The sequence below is a fragment of the Janthinobacterium sp. HH104 genome, from assembly GCF_001758715.1.
Classification (GTDB): Bacteria; Pseudomonadota; Gammaproteobacteria; order Burkholderiales; family Burkholderiaceae_D; genus Janthinobacterium; species Janthinobacterium aestuarii.
This window is the reverse complement of sequence record NZ_LRIB01000004.1, coordinates 1-14,090: the sequence shown is the minus strand read 5'-3', so window position 1 is coordinate 14,090 and position 14,090 is coordinate 1. Positions and strand designations below refer to the sequence as shown.

Here is a 14,090-nt window from a genome sequence, read left to right as displayed (position 1 = left end):
GACACGCCCGTGCTCGTCACCAACGTGCTGGCCGCCATGGGCAAGGCCGGCAAGAGCGGCACCCTGTATCGCGCACTGGAAGCCATTGCCGCGCAGACCAAGCCCCTGACGGTCGTGGTGCGCGTGGCCGAAGGCGAAACAGAGGCGGAAACCACCAGCAACGCCGTGGGCGGCACCTCGCCCGATGGCATGTACCTGGGCGCCCAGGCGCTGCTGGCCGCGCAAAGCAAACTCGGCGTGAAGCCGCGCATCCTGGGCGCGCCGGGACTGGATACCCAGGCCGTCACCAATGCCCTGGCCAGCGTCGCACAGCGCCTGCGCGGCTTCGTGTATGCGTCGGCCTATGGCTGCGCCACCGTCACGGCGGCCACCACCTATCGCGGCCAGTTTGGCCAACGCGAAGTCATGCTGATCTGGCCCGATTTCGTGAACTGGGATACCGCCACGGACGCCGAGGCCAGTATGTCCGCCGTCGCCTACGCCATGGGCCTGCGCGCCAAGATCGACGAGGAAACGGGCTGGCACAAGACCCTGTCCAACGTGGTCGTCAACGGCCCGGCCGGCACCACCAAAGACGTGTTTTTCGACCTGCAAGACCCCGCCACCGACGCCGGCGTGCTCAACGCCAAGGAAGTGACCACCCTGATTAACATGGGCGGTTACCGCTTTTGGGGTTCGCGTACCTGCGAGGAACCGGGCGGCTTCTTCTACTTTGAGAGCTACACGCGCACGGCCCAGGTGCTGGCCGACACCATCGCCGAGGCGCATTTCGCCTATGTCGACGTGCCCTTGCACCCGTCGCTGGTGCGCGATCTGCTGGAAAGCATCAACGCCAAGTTCCGCGACTTGAAACTGCAGGGCTACATCATCGACGGCCATGCCTGGTATGACGAGCAGTACAACGACAAGACGGCGCTGAAAGACGGCAAGCTGGCCATCGATTACGACTACACGCCCGTGCCGCCGCTGGAAAACCTGAAATTCCAGCAGCGCATTACCGACCGCTACCTGGCCGACTTCGCCTCGCGCATCGCGGCGTAATCACCATCACCACCCTGCCCGCGCCAGCGCGGGCGCACTGAACTACTGGAGAAATTATGGGCCTGCCCCGCAAACTGAAAAATTTTAACTTGTTCCAGAATGGCGTCTCCTTCATGGGCATGGTGCCCGAAGTCACCTTGCCGAAACTCAGCCGCAAGATGGAAGAGTACCGCGCCGGCGGCATGAGCGGCCCCGTGTCCGTCGACTTCGGCAACGAAGCGCTGTCGCTGGAATGGAGCGGCGGCGGCCTGATCGCCGAAGCCCTGAAACAATACGGCGCGCACTCGCACGGCGCCGTGCAGCTGCGCTTTGCCGGCGCCTACCAGGAAGACGATGACGGCACGGTCGCCGCCGTCGAGGTCGTCGTGCGCGGCCGTTACAAGGAAATCGATATGGGCGGCGCCAAGATGGGCGACGACACCACCCACAAATACACGATGGCTTGCAGCTACTACAAGCTGATGATCGACGGTGCCACCGTCATCGAGCTGGACTTCATGAGCGGCACCGAGAACTTCGGCGGCGGCGACACGAATGCGGCCATCCGCAAGGCCATCGGCCTGTAATCCCCCTTTTACTTACCACCAAACCACAAGGAAACCACAATGAACAACGATACCCAAAACAGCGCCGTCATCGAACTGGACGAGCCGATCAAACGCGGCGACGGCTTCATCACGTCGCTGACCGTGCGCAAACCCAAGGCAGGCGCCCTGCGCGGCATTTCCCTGATCGAGCTGGCCAACCTGAACGTGTCGGCCCTGCAAATCGTGCTGCCGCGTATCACCGAGCCGACCCTGACCGCGCACGACATCGCCAACATGGACCCGGCCGATTTGCTGGCCGTGGGCGCCGAGGTTGCCGGTTTTTTGGCGAGCAAAGCAGATCGCCTTTCGGTATTCCCGGCGAAGTAGAAGACGCCATGGCCGACATTGCCGGCGTCTTCCACTGGACGCCGGCGGCGATGGACGGTTTTACGATTGATGAACTGATGGCCTGGCGCGAACGCGCCAGGCAAAGAAGCGGAGCGGAATAGATGGCTGGTCGGGATCTGAAATTACAGGTGGTATTTGCGGCACTGGACAAGATTACCGGCCCGCTTAAAAAGATCATGGGCGGTGCCAGCGACACGGCCAAGGCACTGAAGGCGACCAGCGACCGTTTGCGCGAGCTGAACGCCCAGCAAAAAAACATCAGCAAATTCCGCGAGCTGCATGGTGGCCTGGACGCCACCCGCAGCAAGCTGGAAGCGGCGCAGCAGAAGGTGGCCAGCCTGGCCACCAAGATGAAGCAGGCTGAAGCGCCCACGCGCGCCATGACACGCGAGTTTAACGCCGCCGTCAAAGCGGCCGGCGCCTTGAAGACGGCCGGCCAGCAACAGGCGCAGCAACTACAGGTCATGCGCGAGCGCCTGGGCGCCGCTGGCATCGGCACCAAAGACCTGGCCAACCACGAGCGCACCTTGCGCCGCGAGATCGAGGCCACCAACAAAACCATGACACTGCAGCAGCAGAAGCTGGCCAACGCGGCCGCCAAACAGCAGCGCGTCACCAATGCCACCCAGCACGCGGACAAGCTACGCAGCAAGGCGGGCAGCATCGCCATGGCGGGCGCTGGCGCGACGGCGACCGGCGCGGTCATGGCCGTGCCCGTGGCCAAGGGTCTGCACGAGGCGAAGCACTATCAGCTGGAAAAGGCGCGCGTCAATGCGCTGGGTCTGGGACAGGAAACCAGCCAGCAGGCAATCAAGTTTGCCCAAAACATGAAAACCTACGGCACCAGCCAAAACGAAAACTTGGAACTGGTGCGCGACGCGATGTCGATCTTTGGCGATCTGCACCACGCGGAAATGGTCGCGCCCACGTTGGCCAAGATGAAGTTTGCCAACAAGGCGTTCTTTGGCGCAGAGTCGGGCGAAGAGAACGAACGCGTCTTCATGGACTTGCTCAAAGTCATCGAGCAGCGCGGCGGCACGGCGAGTTCGGAGAAATTCCACGACCAGGCCAACATGATGCAAAAGGTCATCACGGCCACGGGCGGGCGCGTCGGGCCGACGGAATGGCTGAACTTCATCAAGACGGGTGGCATCGCCGCCAAGATCATGGACGACAAGCAGTTCTATTACCAGATGGAACCGCTGGTACAGGAAGTTGGCGGCCACCGCGCCGGCACGGCCCTGATGTCCGGCTATTCAAACTTGTACCAAGGGCGCACCACCAAACGCGCCGTCAGCAACATGGAAAGACTCGGGCTGATTAAAGATCGTCGTCAGGTCAAGCATGACAAAGTTGCGCAAAGCGCTACTCTTGGCCCAGGTGCACTGCTGGGCAGTGACATCTTCCGACGCAGCCAATTCGAGTGGCTGGAAACCGTCTTGCTGCCACAACTGGAAAAAAAGGGCATCACGGATGCTAAACAAATTGAAGACACCATCGGCAGTTTGTTTTCGAACCGCACGGCAGGTAATCAGTTTTTGGATATGTTCCGGCAGCGCATCCAGATGCACAAAAATGCCAAGCTCAACGAAGGTGCGTATGACATCGAGCAGATTTATGACTTGGGCAAGCAGCAGGCCGGCGGCGCCGAACTGGAAGCGACGGCCAGGCTGGCCAACCTGAAACTAACCATGGGCGAGAAAATCCTGCCGCTGTATGCGCAGGGACTGGAAATGGCCATCAGTGCCATCACACGCCTGAACGGCTTCATGGAACGCAACCCGACCGTGGCCAAGGTCATGATCACCGCCTTTGCCGTGCTGGCAGGCCTGCTGCTGGTGCTCGGCCCGCTGATGCTGGGCATCGCCGCCCTGATCGGCCCGTATGCCATGCTGCACATCATGTTCGCCAAGATGGGTGTTACGGGCGGCGTGCTCACGCCCATCCTGCGCGGCCTGGGCGGCGCCTTCATGTGGGCGGGCCGCGCCGTGCTGTGGCTGGGCCGCGCGCTGATGCTCAACCCGATTGGCATCGCCATCACGGTCATCGCCGGCGCCGCCTTCCTGATCTATAAATATTGGGAGCCGATCAAGGGTTTCTTCACGGGGATCTGGTCACACGTCAAAACCGCCTTTGCCGGCGGCATTGGCGGCGTCAGCAGCCTGATCGCCAACTGGTCACCGCTCGGCCTGTTTTATCGCGCCTTCGCGGGCGTGCTGGGCTGGTTCGGCATTGCGCTGCCAGCCAAGTTCACCGACTTCGGCGCCAGCATCCTGCAGCGCATCACCGAATCCTGGGCGCCTATTTCCGCCTTCTTTGCCGATATCTGGTCGCGTCTGCGCACCGTCTGCGCTGGCGGCATGGGCAGCATCACGGCTCTGATCATCAACTGGTCGCCCGTCGGCGTGTTCTATCAGGCGTTCGCGGGCGTGTTGAGCTGGTTCGGCATCAAGCTGCCGGCCCAGTTCACGGAGTTCGGCGCCAACATCCTGCGCGGCCTGGTCAACGGCATCACCGGTTCCATGGGCGCCGTCAAGGACGCCATCAGCAATGCCGGGTCCAGCACCATTGCCTGGTTCAAGGAAAAGCTGGGCATCCACAGCCCAAGCCGCGTGTTTGCCCAGCTCGGCGACTACACCATGCAGGGCCTGGCCGTGGGCCTGGACCGCAGCGAGGGCGCGCCGATTGCCAAGGTGTCCACCCTGGCGCAGCGCCTGACGCAATTGGGCGCCGGCATCGCCATCGGCACGGCCACGGCATTACCCGCAAGCGCCTTCGACACCCGTGCCCCGCTGTCCCAGGGCGGGTTCGGCGCCGGCATGACGATTCAAGGCGATAAGATCGAAATCACTTTCAACGTGCAGGCCGGCACCGATCCCCAGGCCATCGCGCGCGCGGTGAGCATGGCGTTAGACCAGCGCGACCGCGAAAAGGCGGCGCGCATCCGCTCGTCCCTGCGCGACCACGATTAAGAAGGAATAACCACCATGATGATGATTTTAGGAATGTTCGTGTTCAGCCTGCCCACCCTGGCCTATCACGAGTTGCAGCGGCAAACAGAATGGAAGCACGCCAGCACGGCCCGCGTGGGCCTGCGCGACGCGCACCAGTACGTGGGGCCGGGCGACGATACCATCACCCTGTCGGGCTGGGTGGCGCCGGAACTGACCGGCTCCCTGTACTCGCTCGATGCGCTGCGCATGATGGCGGATACCGGTAAATCGTGGATTCTGATCCAGGGCACGGGCCGCATTCTCGGCTCCTACCGCATCACCAGCATGACGGAAGGCCGCACCATCCTTGACGGCAGCGGCGGCGCGCGCCGCGTCGAGTTTTCCATTTCTCTCAAGCGCGACGACGACGGCGTGCTGGCCATGGTCGGCCTGGGCGACATCGGCGACCTGAAAAATATGCTCAGCATCGACGGCATGACCAGCAGCATCGCCGGCGCGGCCAAGAATGCCGTGGGCAGCGTCGTGGGCAATGTGGTCGGCGGCATCACCTCGAAATACGGTGGCGTGGTCAGCGAGATGAAAGACAAGATCGGCGGCAGCATCAGCGGCGCCATCGGCAGCGCGGCGGACAAATTCAAATGAGCGAGCATATCCCCACCTTCAAGGTCAGCATCGAGGACAAGGATTTGACGGCCATCGTGTCGCCCCGGCTGATCAATCTGACCTTGACCCTGTGCCGTGGCGACGAGAGCGACCAGCTCGACATTTCCCTGGACGATAGCGACGGCAAGCTGGCCCTGCCGCCGCGCGGCGCGCAGATCGCCCTGGCGCTGGGCTGGCAAGCGTCCGGCCTGGTGGACATGGGCAAGTTCACCGTGGACGAGGTGGAGCACAGCGGCGCGCCCGACACCATCACCCTGCGCGCCAGGTCGGCCAACCTGATCGACACCTTCAAACAGCAGCAGGAACACAGCTTTCACAAGACCACCCTGGGCGCCATCATCGAGGCCATCGCCTTTCGCAACGAGCTGGCGTCGGGCGTGTCGGCGCGCCTGCGCGACACTGCCGTCGAGCACATCGACCAGACCCACGAAAGCGATGCGGCCTTCCTGCGCCGGCTGGGCAGGAAATACGACGCGGTGGCCACCGTCAAGAACGACACCTTGCTCTTCATCCCCATCAACCAGAGCCGCACCGCCAGCGGCAAGGCGCTGCCCGTCATTCCCATCACGCGCGCCCTGGGCGACGGCCACCGCTACCACAGCGCCGAAAGCGACGCCTACACGGGCGTGCGCGCCTTCTGGCACGACGAGCGCTATGCGCGCCGCCGCAGCGTCGTGGCCGGCGTGCCCGGCAACAGCAAGCGCCTGCGCACCACCTTCGCCAACGAAACCGACGCGCGCGCGGCGGCCGTCGCCGAATGGCAGCGCATCCTGCGCGGCCTGGCCACCTTTGAAATGAGCCTGGCCCTGGGCAACCCAGCCGTGTTCCCGCAATCGCCCGTGACCGTGACAGGCTTCAAGCCCGAGATCGACGCCACCGAATGGCTATCAGTCAAGGTCACGCACAGCTTGGGCAGCAACGGTTTTACCACGCAGGTGGAGTTTGAAACGAAAACGGAAGCGGTCGAGGCAGAACGCGAAGAAGAGAAAGACCCGGACGAAGGCGTTACGGGCGTGGTGGCCAAGTGGAAGGACGTGGCGGCGAAGAAGAAAAAGGCGGGCCAGGAACAGGCTGGGGCCACGGGCACGCTAAAGACGCTGGAGCACACTTACAAGAGCAGGCAGGCCGCGAAGCGGGCGGCGCTGCATGCGTGGAAGCATATTGAGGAAGTGCGGGACATCATCCGCGAAAACAGCGAGGAACCCTGGAAGCCTAAGCAAACAGCAGCCGGCGCAGAAGCAGCCTAAACGCGCGCCATTCACATCCACTCAGCGGCTGCTTTCGCCCCGAAGCGGACGTTCTCAGTAGCCGTTAGAGTTTAAGGCAGCCGGTTAGCGCGACTTATTTTCCGTCCGTGAAGCTATATCAGGTATGGACTCAGAGGGCGAGATGATCGTTTTAATACTCGCTTTGTCGACAAGTCGCTCTTTAGCGACCGATGCAAATGTGCGATTTGTCTTTTTTGCCTCATTTATTACTTCCAACAGCATCTCCCCTGAAATGGGCTTCTCGTCACTAATTATTATGGTCGAAAGATCAAAGGTAGCATCCTCGTAGCGTTCCGTTGGCTCAGTGTCATCGATGACAACCTCTGGATCAAGTTCTACAGCCTCCTGCATTCCAGCTCCCCCAGGGCCGAAACCCGCACGTACTGTCGGCAACTCACTCGCCGCAAACATAAAAAGGTCTCGGTCTGAGAATGGAACATGGAAGTCATTGAAGTTTAAAAATTCACGGCCATCGATTCGCATTTGAAAGTGATAATGTGGATAGGATGAAAACCCATTACCGTGACCGGCTAGATCGTTTCTAGAGCAGTCAAATGTCCACTCAATATTTTTCCATTTAATCGTGTAGCTAATAATCTTACGTTCCGCTTTTTCTTCCTTCAAATCATTGATATTGCGTAGTGGTGTCTCTTGATTTGCACACCAACGCAGAAATGCAGCGATGTTGTGGTAATCGTATTTTTCATAGATTTTGGGGAAGTCCTTTTTTTTAAATTTTGTACGTCTTAGAAGCCAGTGCGTGCACGGAGAGTCGGTACGCATTTTGTCAAAATCCTCACCACAAAGATAACAATTTCCTTTAAGGTAAGCTCCTTCGAAAGCGGCGAATTGTTGGTCGTGTTTTTCTTGGTCTTTTCGATTGCCAAGTTCAATCTGCTCGTCGCTAAGCGACTCGAGAAAGATTCTAACTTTTTCTGCGTCCATAATTTTCGCGCGTCATCGCATCCAAGTTAATAGAAAGTTATGTTGCATCGGGGCACAACCAATCAATTACTTTGATACGAAACGCCTCAAGCGATTGTGCAGTGGCGCTCAGGTTAAGAAGGTCGGAGTCGAACGCCTCAGGCTGGAGTTCCTCCTCCTTAATTTCACGCTCCCCACTACTGCCCCGTAATTTCGAATTGGTGCGAAGAAGACCTTCTCGGCCGTGAACGTTAATCCAAGGGTTGTATTTGGAGTGAACAAGCTCATTCCGACGTTCACCAAGTTTTCCGAGTTCGACAACAAGCTTGTGAAACTCAGTTTTCGCGAGCGGGTCAGTATTCTTACGAAGATCAATGAAGCGAGCGAAAAGAGCATCAAGGGTTTTTAAGCGCTTGCTATATTCGAGTTCGTTGACCAGGATTCGAACGATCTCACCATCGGTATCCGCGAGCAGCTCAAGTAGGTTGTTTACGGACTCCTCCAGATGCTGGAAAAGAACGACAAAGCGGCCTAGTTGATGATATGCGGTGACTGTGCTCATAATTTTTTAGCTTGGCATATATGGATAATTACCAATATAGCATGTTCAGTTATAGGAAGGAGGAATCTCAGTAGACGCCGGCCACCGGCGGTTTTTGGCCGAACCCGGCCGTTCGGACAAGCACAGCAGGTTGTCAGATGGAAAATCCAACGCGACCCACGACAGGCTGGATTCGCCCCAGAGAAGACATAACAGCTTGCCAGATGCTAAGACCATAGACGTTACGCGAAGCGAACCACCGGTAAATATAAGCGCGTATCGGGCAGATTTTCCTCGCAATAATCATGGGCGGCGAAGTGCTGCGCGTGCATGCGGAGTCGACGTGGTGCCGGCCGACAAGCAGCTGCGCGCCAGCGCCGGCTGTTGTCGTGTCAAATCAGGATGTCGGTTTCAGCGGTGATTTCTCAATTAGATCGGACTCGTCTTGACAACTTATAAGAAATCTTCGGCCAAATCCCGTATGGAATGATCGAAACATATTTAATAACTCTGGTTGCATAGCGCGCCACTTGATTGTGGGATCGAGTCCGTTTCTGCTCGGCAACGACGAAACTGTTTGGTAAAAAAATTTAATTACATCATTTTTCTGGTTCTTGGGGAAGAGTAAACATTGAAAGTGCGGGCCAATAGGGAACGCTAAAAAAGTATCATCTTTGTGGAGTACGTTATAGACTGTCTGGGGCAAATAATTTGGATCGGCGACAACCTCTAGCACCGGGTGGTCGCTAGTAACAAAAGGCTCCACGATCGAATAACTGAGAACAAGGGTATAGGCCTCGTGAAGTCGCTGCGGTAAGCGCTTCATTCCTAGCTTTACTAATTGAAAAGGCTCATTTTGCTCCGTCAATATAGCTAATATCTCTTGAGGATACGTTGAACCCTTGATCGATTTTGAAATTTCTTCAACCGTACGTGGAGTGCGTACAAGCTGCGCACTAATGAAGTCAAATAGTTTTGACTTATCCGCTGGCGACGACAAAATTTGTGCTACCTGTAAGCACATTGCTTCCTGTATTACGATTGCATCCTTACCCGTACACAAAGGCAATTCTGAGATTTTTTTCAGAAGAGGCGCTGCAGCATTCTCAATGGACCCAAGGAATATTTCGATTTCATTATTGGGATTAGCAAGATCTTTTTCGTAAAGGTAATCGTCACCTAAAATGCGTTTAGTTGCCCTCTCCTTTTTTTCATTTAGATGAAGATCATGGCACCACACTTGCCCACTGGAATTTTTCCATAATTTTAAATAGTGTTGTGGCACATAGTGTTGATATACCGTTAGCTGGCTTGTCATATTAGATTTTATGCCTCCAGAAATTTTCTATTTAAATAGAGAGTTTGGTGCAATCAAGACTTCACACATACTAATGCTTTCTTATAAGCGCATATGATAGGTACGCGATAATACCGTTTTTTGCTGATTGCGGACTGCGGGCAGAGCTAGTGTATCCGGCCGTTACCTGAAGAGCAACTACAAAGTCTATCAGGCATTCGTGAGAAGGCGTCCGCGAGCGTCGATCGCGCTACACGTCAGCGCCATGGATCTGCTGCTCGACAGTCGGTTTTTGCACGCATTTAGGTAGCGGCCCACACCCACTCGCTCGCGTGGCTGACTGTCGATGTGGTGCTCACCAACTAAAGCAGCAGTGCGGGTTACAGCTTCCCTCCACATCATTATTTTGATTGGTCATCTTGCATGGAAACTGCCAGTGTTTTAAAGCGCTTTCCGCGTTTTTTACCCGTCAACAGCCTGTACGAGACGTATTCGTTCTGAGCAGCTTGAAGAAGCCGTAAATTTGGCGAAGAGGCTGTCATATATTTCAAAACGCCATCGGCTTGAACGTCTGCTTCTGGCCGATAGCGGCACCAGAGCATAGCGAATTTCCAATCAGAAAAACTCCCAAATTGTCACGTTATCGCAAATAACTGCTTCTGGCCGGTTGCCGTCATTGGCAGGTTCCGCCCCGAAGCAGACGTAACCGACATGTCCAAGATTAACTTAAGTCAGTCGTATTTGACGCGTTTTTAACTGATCGATTTGGCGAGCTTTCGACTCTTCGGAGTAAGGCTCTGAGGATGAATCGAAGGGCTTGTAAACTCCAAAATCGTACATTTCATAATACTTTGTCATTGCTTCTGTCCAGGAAGATGCTTCAAACGTTGCAATAAATCGAGCATCAGCCGTCATAAATTCCGGCCGACTCCCGTTAGCAATACAAACCGTTATTCCATCTTCGTCCTCCCAAACCTCATGTAGTAAAGATGCCATTTCTACCTCTAGATGATTGAGTAGCCAGGTCAAAAAATGAATGTTGCTATACGACCGCTTCTGGCCGAATCCAGCCGAAGTTGCTCAGACGTTGACTTTACGACACCTTCACGCATCAGATCGGTATGCGTAGTATGCAGACAAAACAAGCAGCAATTACAATAAGCATAAGAAGGTGAATCAGTTGCAGACTATTTTTCCTTTTTTCGTCCGCTACCGGCCACATTAAAAGTCTGCGGCCCAATGATATTCCCTACGAAATTTTGCCCAATCTTGCCGTGGGTTTCAACGTGCGGAGTATTTCCTGCAGAAGATGTTGAGGGCGTTGGCATGCGCATGCCGCCAATCATTCCAAGAACACCAGCTCGTCCACGTGCATCTAGGTTCCGGAAACCAGAAACTAACTCGCTTTCATCTGCACTAAGTACAGCAGCTGAAACGCTGCCTGTCATCACATACCAAACGTCTACGCCAATTTCTAACAGCGCGCAGAGGTAGACAGCATCGGGAGAGCGCTCATCTTTTTCATACGAAATTTGAGCGCGTTTTTTGACCCCGCCAACCGCTGCGAAGTCGTCTTGGTTCATGCCCAGACGTTGACGCTCTTGCTTTAATCTTTCACCAAACATGCTCATACTCACATCTTTTTGTTGACTAGTGCGCTTTTGGACACTATAGTTACGCCATCCTGTAGCGATTACACATCATAACATTATGAAAAACGTATCCAATGCCAGGCGTACTGCCAAGGGCGTCACGACTAAGCCCCTTGGCGTCCGCCTGACGTCTGATGAAGTAGCCGAAGTCGAGGGCTACGCAGAGAAACTTGACCGGTCCCGCGCCTGGTTCCTCCGCTTCCTGATCCTACGCGGCCTCGCCGACTACAAGCGTGAACTCGCTTCCAAATCCATTCACTAAGGACAACGTCATGTACCCCGATGCAAAACGTATCCGCAGCCACCGCGTCATGCTGCGCCTCGATGACTATGAGCACCAGCTCGTTTCCTCGATCGCCAACTACCAGGGCGAAGAGCTTGCAGTGCTGGTGCGCCAGATCGTGATGCGTGAAGCCTTGGCCGTGATCGCCTTGGATGACGCCACCATCGACAGCGTACAGCGTCGCAGCGTTTAAACCGAGTCACTTTTGAGCAACTCTAAAGTTACAGAAAATGCCAGACCATCAAATTAACCTCAATGACGAAGAGCGCGCGGTGCTGGAACTCGTGCGCCAACGCCAGGGGCTGGCAAGTATCGATCAGGCGGCCGAATGGCTCGTCAAATCGCGCTTACGCATACAGTCGAAAAACATGACGGGTCGCGGTCGCGCCCTGTACCAAGTGGAAAGAAAGCTGAAATGAGAGTCATCGGCCTGCCCTGCCCGCATTGCGAATACACCGTCCGCGCCGTCAAGAGCCGCACGATGTCCGCCATGTTCAAGGAAATCACCTACATGTGCCAGAACCCCGAATGCGGGCACTCCTTCGTGGCAGGCCTGGAAGTACTGCGCACCCTTTCGCTGTCAGCCATGCCCAAGCCGGATATCCGCATCCCGATGTCCCAGCATGCGCGCACGGCGGCCACCAGCCAGCTAGCCCTGGACCTGACTGCGGGCTGCTGATGACTATCCCGATCCTCGCGCCGCCGTAACCCGGCCGCCGTATCTCCCCTCTTTTGCTGTGCCCTGCTGCGCTCCTTTTTGAGCGTGCGGGATTCGTTCAACCTGAAATAAGGAAAACCGATGGAAACCACGCTGCACGCCACCCCTCATGCCTGCATATCCATGGCATCAAACACGATCCGCCCGACCTTGCAAAATTGCATTGTCCCCGTGGCACCGACGTGTTTTCTGCTGCAAGCCAGCGCGGGCATCGGCATCGCGGCGCTGACCGCCCACATCCATGAGATTGCCAAGACCTATCACGCCTACGGCGCGGCCAATCTGACCTTCATCGTCAGCGATGCGCAGGCACTGGAGCGTGACGGCTTTTTCGCGCCAGCCAAACAACGCGCCCTGGTCGGCAAGCTGCCCATCGAGTTGAACTACATTTTCGCCAATGAAGCGGGTTCCCGGCACTGCTGCGGCGCATCGCACACGCTCCCGTACTGGGCAGAGCAATTTCTCAAGCCAGGGGCACGCTGATGCTGCGCCTAGCCAAAACCTGCCGCATCTGGCTGCTGACGCTCCTGATTGTCATTGCCCCCGGCGTGCTGCGGGCCATCGGCGCCATCAAGGACTGAACCATGCCGGCGTCCCTTATCGACAATCACCTGTCCTTCCAGCCTGCCGCCGAGATTCTGGCCGCGCGCGACAAGGCCATGCCGACGCCACCAGGCGCCGGGCATGCGCTGGCCGCCATCGCCGAAGCCAAGGCCCAGCTACGCAGCATCAAGCCGCGCAACCTGGCGCCCTTCATGGCCCAGGCGTGGGGATTGTCTCCGCGTGGCGCGCGCCGCTCCGTGCTGATCGCCGCAGGCATGGATGCCGACCGCTGGGAATCACCCATCCATTCATTTACCGAGGAAGAGCGCATCGAACTGCGCGCCGCCACCTCCGCCGCTATCCGTGTGTACGAAAGACTGTTGAATGCAATCTAAACAAATCCTGCTGCCAGCCCCGCAGCGTCACGAAGCTTTTTTGCGATCCGCCCAGTTCGCGCCCGAGCTGGCCCGCATTCCGTTCAAGTGGCGCAACCGCGTCATCAACGCGGCCATGGCCAAGATGGCCTGGTCGTCCTGGTACAAAGTCTATGAGTCCGTCGCGACCAGCTTTGTGCGCGAGTTCGCCGAGCAGTACGTGCCGGCCGGCGTCGATCTGTCGCAAAGCGACGCCGACATCGTGGCCACCGCCGAACGCGCAGCGGCCGGCGTCACCAAGATGCTGTGGATGGCCGTGTCCGACACGCACGCCCTGCAGATCATGGAAGACGAATGCGCCTCGTATGGCATCGAGCTGCCCGAGTTCGACGCGCTGGCCGACACCATTGCCCGCCTGGTGGACGCCCGCTGGTGGCGCCGTCAACTGCGCAAGCGCGTCAAGCGCGCCTTTGAAGCGGGCAATATCCGCCTGGGCTATGTGAAATACAGCGGCGAACCCTACGCCAGCAATGACGCCGTGCTGTCGCGCCTGGCGCAAAACCGCCGCAACGCGGCAGCGCTGGCCGCCACCCTAGTGCAGAACGAGAACGGCCAGCAATTCAGCATCGCCGAGCTGGCCGAGAAAACGACCGCCAACAAGGCCATCCGGCGCGGCGAACTGATGTTGCGCATCAACGGTTTTGAGCAGATCGCCCGCGAGTGCGGCGACCAGGGCATTTTCATCACTTGGACGTGCCCATCGCGCTTTCACGCCATGCAGCACAGCGGCAAGCCAAACGACAAATTCGACGGCTCCACACCGCGCGAGGCAAATGCCTACTTGGGCAAGATGACATCGCTGTGCCGCTCTGCCCTGGCGCGCCGTGGCATCGGCCT

At 57.4% G+C, this 14,090-nt stretch carries 19 protein-coding genes; 14 read left to right on the top strand and 5 right to left on the bottom strand.

All coding sequences use genetic code 11. From position 1 onward, the window contains the following. The 7 genes from JAB6_RS00620 to JAB6_RS00595 form a co-directional block, all read left to right on the top strand. The coding region (locus tag JAB6_RS00620; protein WP_070300981.1) for a phage tail sheath protein at positions 1-1,041 on the top strand (1,041 nt) is incomplete at its 5' end. A gap of 56 nt (positions 1,042-1,097) precedes the next feature. Next, complete coding sequence (locus tag JAB6_RS00615) at positions 1,098-1,607, top strand: phage major tail tube protein (RefSeq protein ID WP_070300979.1); 510 nt, start codon at positions 1,098-1,100, stop codon at positions 1,605-1,607. Positions 1,608-1,646: 39 nt separating this feature from the next. After that, the gene (locus JAB6_RS00610) at positions 1,647-1,955 is read left to right on the top strand and encodes a phage tail assembly protein (protein WP_070300977.1); all 309 of its coding nucleotides are present in this window, start codon (positions 1,647-1,649) and stop codon (positions 1,953-1,955) included. A gap of 8 nt (positions 1,956-1,963) precedes the next feature. Then, on the top strand, positions 1,964-2,077 hold the full coding sequence (locus JAB6_RS28245; protein ID WP_071650284.1) for a GpE family phage tail protein: 114 nt from the start codon (positions 1,964-1,966) through the stop codon (positions 2,075-2,077). Further along, a complete protein-coding gene (locus tag JAB6_RS00605) occupies positions 2,078-4,948 on the top strand; it encodes a hypothetical protein (RefSeq protein ID WP_070300975.1) in 2,871 nt (956 codons plus the stop codon). 15 nt (positions 4,949-4,963) lie between these two features. Further along, positions 4,964-5,572: a phage tail protein gene (locus JAB6_RS00600; RefSeq protein ID WP_070300973.1), complete on the top strand. Its 609-nt coding sequence runs from the start codon at positions 4,964-4,966 to the stop codon at positions 5,570-5,572. Then, positions 5,569-6,840 (top strand): phage late control D family protein, encoded by a 1,272-nt coding sequence (locus tag JAB6_RS00595; RefSeq protein ID WP_070300971.1) that lies wholly within the window; start codon positions 5,569-5,571, stop codon positions 6,838-6,840. The genes JAB6_RS00600 and JAB6_RS00595 overlap by 4 nt, the downstream gene beginning before the upstream one ends. A gap of 84 nt (positions 6,841-6,924) precedes the next feature. Here the strand turns inward: JAB6_RS00595 and JAB6_RS00590 are convergent, their stop codons facing one another. From JAB6_RS00590 to JAB6_RS28235, 5 genes are all read right to left on the bottom strand, one after another. Then, positions 6,925-7,806: a hypothetical protein gene (locus JAB6_RS00590; protein WP_070300969.1), complete on the bottom strand. Its 882-nt coding sequence runs from the start codon at positions 7,804-7,806 to the stop codon at positions 6,925-6,927. Between the two features lie 37 nt (positions 7,807-7,843). Further along, positions 7,844-8,347, bottom strand: coding sequence for a hypothetical protein (locus JAB6_RS00585; RefSeq protein WP_070300967.1), 504 nt, complete (start codon positions 8,345-8,347; stop codon positions 7,844-7,846). 376 nt (positions 8,348-8,723) lie between these two features. Then, positions 8,724-9,644, bottom strand: a complete 921-nt coding sequence (locus JAB6_RS28240; RefSeq protein WP_083292452.1) for a DUF4238 domain-containing protein — start codon at positions 9,642-9,644, stop codon at positions 8,724-8,726. Positions 9,645-10,349: 705 nt separating this feature from the next. Then, positions 10,350-10,619 carry a hypothetical protein gene (locus JAB6_RS28805; RefSeq protein ID WP_139143233.1) on the bottom strand — a complete coding sequence of 90 codons (270 nt, stop codon included), beginning with the start codon at positions 10,617-10,619 and terminating at the stop codon, positions 10,350-10,352. A 191-nt stretch (positions 10,620-10,810) separates the two neighbouring features. Continuing rightward, positions 10,811-11,254, bottom strand: coding sequence for a helix-turn-helix domain-containing protein (locus JAB6_RS28235; protein WP_083292451.1), 444 nt, complete (start codon positions 11,252-11,254; stop codon positions 10,811-10,813). Positions 11,255-11,333: 79 nt separating this feature from the next. On the opposite strand from JAB6_RS28235, the gene JAB6_RS00580 reads away from it, so the two are divergent. The 7 genes from JAB6_RS00580 to JAB6_RS00550 all read left to right on the top strand — a co-directional run. Then, positions 11,334-11,537: a ribbon-helix-helix protein, CopG family gene (locus JAB6_RS00580; RefSeq protein ID WP_070300965.1), complete on the top strand. Its 204-nt coding sequence runs from the start codon at positions 11,334-11,336 to the stop codon at positions 11,535-11,537. A gap of 10 nt (positions 11,538-11,547) precedes the next feature. Further along, a complete protein-coding gene (locus JAB6_RS00575; RefSeq protein WP_035820909.1) occupies positions 11,548-11,751 on the top strand; it encodes a hypothetical protein in 204 nt (67 codons plus the stop codon). 37 nt (positions 11,752-11,788) lie between these two features. After that, the gene (locus JAB6_RS00570) at positions 11,789-11,977 is read left to right on the top strand and encodes a hypothetical protein (protein ID WP_046682347.1); all 189 of its coding nucleotides are present in this window, start codon (positions 11,789-11,791) and stop codon (positions 11,975-11,977) included. After that, the gene (locus JAB6_RS00565) at positions 11,974-12,237 is read left to right on the top strand and encodes an ogr/Delta-like zinc finger family protein (protein ID WP_070300963.1); all 264 of its coding nucleotides are present in this window, start codon (positions 11,974-11,976) and stop codon (positions 12,235-12,237) included. The genes JAB6_RS00570 and JAB6_RS00565 overlap by 4 nt, the downstream gene beginning before the upstream one ends. A 120-nt stretch (positions 12,238-12,357) precedes the next feature. Then, positions 12,358-12,759 (top strand): hypothetical protein, encoded by a 402-nt coding sequence (locus JAB6_RS00560; RefSeq protein WP_070300961.1) that lies wholly within the window; start codon positions 12,358-12,360, stop codon positions 12,757-12,759. Between the two features lie 101 nt (positions 12,760-12,860). Further along, on the top strand, positions 12,861-13,214 hold the full coding sequence (locus JAB6_RS29610) for a hypothetical protein (protein ID WP_070300959.1): 354 nt from the start codon (positions 12,861-12,863) through the stop codon (positions 13,212-13,214). Beyond that, positions 13,204-14,090: replication endonuclease (locus JAB6_RS00550; RefSeq protein WP_139143232.1), on the top strand; the 887-nt coding region annotated here is incomplete at its 3' end. The genes JAB6_RS29610 and JAB6_RS00550, both read left to right, overlap by 11 nt.

Excerpts from the sequence above, each read along its gene's own strand:
- JAB6_RS00615 (WP_070300979.1), top strand. The coding sequence starts at position 1,098 with ATGGGCCTGCCCCGCAAACTGAAAAATTTTAACTTGTTCCAGAATGGC.
- JAB6_RS00610 (WP_070300977.1), top strand. The coding sequence starts at position 1,647 with ATGAACAACGATACCCAAAACAGCGCCGTCATCGAACTGGACGAGCCG.
- JAB6_RS28245 (WP_071650284.1), top strand. The coding sequence starts at position 1,964 with ATGGCCGACATTGCCGGCGTCTTCCACTGGACGCCGGCGGCGATGGAC.
- JAB6_RS00605 (WP_070300975.1), top strand. The coding sequence starts at position 2,078 with ATGGCTGGTCGGGATCTGAAATTACAGGTGGTATTTGCGGCACTGGAC.
- JAB6_RS00600 (WP_070300973.1), top strand. The coding sequence starts at position 4,964 with ATGATGATGATTTTAGGAATGTTCGTGTTCAGCCTGCCCACCCTGGCC.
- JAB6_RS00595 (WP_070300971.1), top strand. The coding sequence starts at position 5,569 with ATGAGCGAGCATATCCCCACCTTCAAGGTCAGCATCGAGGACAAGGAT.
- JAB6_RS00590 (WP_070300969.1), bottom strand. The coding sequence starts at position 7,806 with ATGGACGCAGAAAAAGTTAGAATCTTTCTCGAGTCGCTTAGCGACGAG.
- JAB6_RS00585 (WP_070300967.1), bottom strand. The coding sequence starts at position 8,347 with ATGAGCACAGTCACCGCATATCATCAACTAGGCCGCTTTGTCGTTCTT.
- JAB6_RS28240 (WP_083292452.1), bottom strand. The coding sequence starts at position 9,644 with ATGACAAGCCAGCTAACGGTATATCAACACTATGTGCCACAACACTAT.
- JAB6_RS28805 (WP_139143233.1), bottom strand. The coding sequence starts at position 10,619 with ATGGCATCTTTACTACATGAGGTTTGGGAGGACGAAGATGGAATAACG.
- JAB6_RS28235 (WP_083292451.1), bottom strand. The coding sequence starts at position 11,254 with ATGAGCATGTTTGGTGAAAGATTAAAGCAAGAGCGTCAACGTCTGGGC.
- JAB6_RS00580 (WP_070300965.1), top strand. The coding sequence starts at position 11,334 with ATGAAAAACGTATCCAATGCCAGGCGTACTGCCAAGGGCGTCACGACT.
- JAB6_RS00575 (WP_035820909.1), top strand. The coding sequence starts at position 11,548 with ATGTACCCCGATGCAAAACGTATCCGCAGCCACCGCGTCATGCTGCGC.
- JAB6_RS00570 (WP_046682347.1), top strand. The coding sequence starts at position 11,789 with ATGCCAGACCATCAAATTAACCTCAATGACGAAGAGCGCGCGGTGCTG.
- JAB6_RS00565 (WP_070300963.1), top strand. The coding sequence starts at position 11,974 with ATGAGAGTCATCGGCCTGCCCTGCCCGCATTGCGAATACACCGTCCGC.
- JAB6_RS00560 (WP_070300961.1), top strand. The coding sequence starts at position 12,358 with ATGGAAACCACGCTGCACGCCACCCCTCATGCCTGCATATCCATGGCA.
- JAB6_RS29610 (WP_070300959.1), top strand. The coding sequence starts at position 12,861 with ATGCCGGCGTCCCTTATCGACAATCACCTGTCCTTCCAGCCTGCCGCC.